The organism is Coriobacteriia bacterium, from assembly GCA_014859305.1.
Classification (GTDB): Bacteria; Actinomycetota; Coriobacteriia; order Anaerosomatales; family Kmv31; genus Kmv31.
This window is the reverse complement of the sequence record JACUUM010000066.1, coordinates 1-3724: the sequence shown is the minus strand read 5'-3', so window position 1 is coordinate 3724 and position 3724 is coordinate 1. Positions and strand designations below refer to the sequence as shown.

The window sequence follows — 3724 nt, the reverse complement described above, 5'->3', positions numbered from 1 at the left end:
CGCCATGAGGCGGGCGAACACGGCGCGCTGCTCATCCGCGTGGAAGCGCTCCACGAGACCTCGCGTGACGACGCACACGGGTCGCTCGCGGCCCCACCCGACGACGAAGGCGTTCACCGACGTGCTCTCCACCACGTACATCTCGGGCGCGACCTGCACGCCGCAGGCGATCGCCATGTCCTTCAAGGCGTGCTTCGTCGGGAGGAGCTCGCCCCGCGGCGCCCTCTCGGCGCCTATGGCCGGAAGCAGGCGACGCACGGGGCGGGCAAGCGTCACGCCCACGTAGGCGACGCCCAGGACGACCGAACCGGCCGCGACCCAGGCGGCGACGTCGGGAACCGCACCGGCCAGCCTTGCCGAGGGCGAGAGGTTCCCCGCCTGCCAGCCCTGCAGGAACACGAGCGACAGCAGCGGCACGAGCACCAGGACCTCGGCCGCGAGCACGCAGGCGAGTAGGAAGCCCCCGATGAACAGGGCGAGCTTGACGCGGTTGCGCTCCACGCGCAGCCAGAGAGGCTCCAGCCGGACGGGCGCCCTGGGAGTGGTCCGCGCCACGTGCCCCCCTACCTCCGCCGGCTCGCGAGCTCCTCGGCGAGCTCGTCCAGGGTGAGACCCTCGCGCACCATCACGACCACGAGGTGGTAGACCAGGTCGGCGATCTCGTGGCGCAGCTGCCCGGCATCCCCGTCGCGCGCCGCGATGACGACCTCGGCCGCCTCCTCGGCGATCTTCTTGAGCAGCTTGTCCTGCGGGCCCCCCAGCAGCTTGGCCGTGTAGGAGCCCTCGGGCAGGTCGCGCTTGCGCTGCTCGAGTACCGCGTACAGCTCGCCCAGCACGGCGCCGAGCTCGGGCCGGGGCTTCGTCGACGGTGCACCCGACGGGTCCGCGGCGCTCATCGGCCGCCCTCCTCCTCGGGGGCCGGTGAAGCCAGCGAGCGGTAGAAGCAGCTGCGCTCGCCGGTGTGGCAGGCGACGCAGTCGCCCTTCTGGTCCACGAGCACGAGCAGGCAGTCCGCATCGCAGTCGTAGCGCACGTCGAGGACCTCCTGTACGTTGCCCGACTCCTCGCCCTTCATCCAGTACTTCTCGCGGGAGCGGCTCCAGAACCACGTCCGCCGCGTCCGTAGCGTCTCGCGCAGGGAATCGGCGTTCATGTAGGCGACCATCAGCACCTCGCCGGTGTCGTGCTGCTGCACGACCGCCGGGATCAGGCCGGCCTCGTCATACGTCAGGTCGTCGATGCCGAGCGCGTCGCGTTCGCGGTCCATGCGTCCTCCGAGGGCCGGATCCGTACCGAGCAGTGTAGCAGCCGTCGAGGCCGATCGAGAGCCCTGTCGCGCCTCGGCCGTGGTGCCATCCCGCACTCAGAGCCGCACCGGCACGCCGTGCGCCGCCATGGCCTCCTTGACCTGCCGGATCGAGAACTCGCCGAAGTGGAACACGCTGGCGGCCAGCACGGCGTCGGCGTCGGCCTCCACCACGACCTCCGCGAAGTGGTCGAGCTCGCCCGCCCCGCCGCTCGCGATCACCGGGATGTTGAGAGCACCCGTGACCGCTCGCGTGAGGTCGATGTCGAAACCGTCCTTGGTGCCGTCGCGGTCCATGCTGGTGAGCAGGATCTCGCCCGCCCCGCGGGACTCCGCCTCGCGGGCCCAGGCCTCGGCGTCCAGCCCCGTGTTCGTGCGGCCGCCCGCCACGAACACCTCCCACCGGCCTGGCGAGCTCCCCGTCACCCTTCTCGCGTCGATCGCCACCACGATGCACTGCGAGCCGTAGATACGCGAGGTGTGCGTGACCAGCGCGGGATCGGCCACGGCAGCGGAGTTCATCGAGATCTTGTCGCAGCCGGCCGCCAGCATCGCGCGGATGTCCTCGGCGGTACGCATCCCTCCGCCGACGGTGTAGGGGATGAAGACCTCCTCGGCGGCGCGGCGCGCGACCTCCAGCATCAGCGGCCGCTCCTCGTGGGTGGCGGTGATGTCGAGGAAGATGAGTTCGTCGGCGCCCTCGCGGTCGTAGGCTGCTGCGAGCTCCACAGGATCGCCGGCGTCGCGGAGCTCCACGAAGCGCACGCCTTTGACGACGCGCCCCTCGTGGACGTCGAGGCACGGGATGACGCGCTTGGTGAGCACCCGCTCTACGCCGCCTCTCCCCGCGCGGCCGCGAGCGCGGCGGCCAGAGAGAAGCGTCCCTCGTACAGCGCCGTCCCGATGATCACGCCTTCGATCTGCTCGCCGATGGAGGTCAGGTCCACGATGTCGTCGATGCTCGCGACGCCGCCGGAGGCGATGATCGGGATCTCGATCTGGGCCGCCAGCGCCCGGTACGCGCCGTAGTTCACGCCGGTCTGCATGCCGTCCAGCGAGATGTCGGTGTACGCCAGGCGCCTCACGCCGAGGAGCTCCAGCTCGCGCACGAGCTCGAGCACGCCGTAGGCGGTACCCTGCCGCCACCCCTCGATGGCCACCTTGCCGTCGCGAGCGTCGATGCCCGCGACGATGCCCGGGAACTCGGCGCAGGCCTCGGCGACGAGCTCGGGCTCCGTCACGAGCGTGGTGCCGAGCACGGTGCGCTCGACGCCGGCGTCGTAGAGCCGCCGCAGCGTGTCCATGTTGCGGATGCCGCCCCCGACCTGGACGTGCATGTCGACGGAGTCGACGATGCGGTGCACGACGCCGATGTTCTTCGGCTCGCCGAGGACCGCTCCGTCCAGGTCGACGACGTGCAGCCACGAGGCGCCCTGGTCGGCCCAGCGCCTGGCCTGGTCGACGGGGTCGTCGTTGTAGACCTTCACCGCATCGAGCTGCCCCTGCCTCAGACGCACGACCTTGCCGTCGAGGATGTCGATCGCCGGCAGAACGATCATCCTTCAAGCACCTTCCTCCGCTATGCGTCCGAAGTTCCCGAGCACCCGAAGCCCGAGCGCGGACGATTTCTCCGGATGGAACTGGACGGCGAAGGCGTCGCGCTTCTGCACCGCCGCTGCGAAAGGGACCCCGTGAGCCGTCTCCCCGATGATACAGGAAGGGTCCTCGGGGATCAGGACGTAGCTGTGCACGAAGTAGAACGCCGAGCCCGGCGGCACCCCCTCGAAGAGCCTGCTCGGACGAGGGTGGTCGACCGTGTTCCAGCCGATGTGCGGCACCTTCACTCCGTCGGGCAGCCGCTCGCAGGCCCCCGGCACGACCCCGAGCCCCGGGTGCTCCCCGTCCTCGTACCCGACGTCGGCCAGGAGCTGCATCCCCAGGCAGATCCCGAGGAACGGGGTCCCGGCCGCGATGCGCCCGAGGACGACGTCCCACATCCCCGAGGCTCGCAGGCGGGCGGACGCATCGCCGAACGCTCCGACGCCGGGCAGCACCACGGCGGACGCTGCCGCGACCGCGGCCGCGTCCCCGGTCACCATCACATCGCTCACCCCGGCGTGCTCGAAGCCCTTCTGCACGCTGCGCAGGTTCCCCATGCCATAGTCCACGACCGCGATCATCGGCTCGCCTTCCCGCCCCGCTCCCTCACAGCGATCCCTTCGTGGACGGCACGCCGCCTACGCGCGGGTCGGAGGAGAGCGCCTCGTACAGCGCCCGGGCGAGGGCCTTGAAGGCCGCCTCGACGATGTGGTGGCTGTTCCCGCCGGCGAGCTTGTGCAGGTGCGCGGTGACGCCGGCGTTGGCGGCCAGAGCCGCCATGAACTCCTTGGCGAGAGAGGTGTCGAACGTCCCGATCAA

Annotated in this window: 5 protein-coding genes and 1 pseudogene; all 6 read right to left on the bottom strand. The window is 70.8% G+C overall.

Features of this window, described 5'->3' with window-relative positions:
* On the bottom strand, positions 1–555 hold a 555-nt coding region (locus tag IBX62_09960), incomplete at its 3' end, for a M48 family metalloprotease (GenBank protein ID MBE0477409.1).
* Positions 556–563: 8 nt separating this feature from the next.
* Positions 564–1267: pseudogene (locus tag IBX62_09955) on the bottom strand (bifunctional phosphoribosyl-AMP cyclohydrolase/phosphoribosyl-ATP diphosphatase HisIE).
* Between the two features lie 96 nt (positions 1268–1363).
* Positions 1364–2131, bottom strand: coding sequence for an imidazole glycerol phosphate synthase subunit HisF (hisF, locus tag IBX62_09950; GenBank protein MBE0477408.1), 768 nt, complete (start codon positions 2129–2131; stop codon positions 1364–1366).
* 5 nt (positions 2132–2136) lie between these two features.
* Entirely contained in the window at positions 2137–2865 is a 729-nt protein-coding gene (hisA, locus tag IBX62_09945; GenBank protein ID MBE0477407.1) for a 1-(5-phosphoribosyl)-5-[(5-phosphoribosylamino)methylideneamino]imidazole-4-carboxamide isomerase, read from the bottom strand.
* Between the two features lie 3 nt (positions 2866–2868).
* Positions 2869–3486: an imidazole glycerol phosphate synthase subunit HisH gene (gene hisH / locus IBX62_09940; GenBank protein ID MBE0477406.1), complete on the bottom strand. Its 618-nt coding sequence runs from the start codon at positions 3484–3486 to the stop codon at positions 2869–2871.
* 25 nt (positions 3487–3511) lie between these two features.
* Positions 3512–3724 (bottom strand): imidazoleglycerol-phosphate dehydratase (locus IBX62_09935; GenBank protein MBE0477405.1); only part of this gene is annotated, 213 nt, incomplete at its 5' end.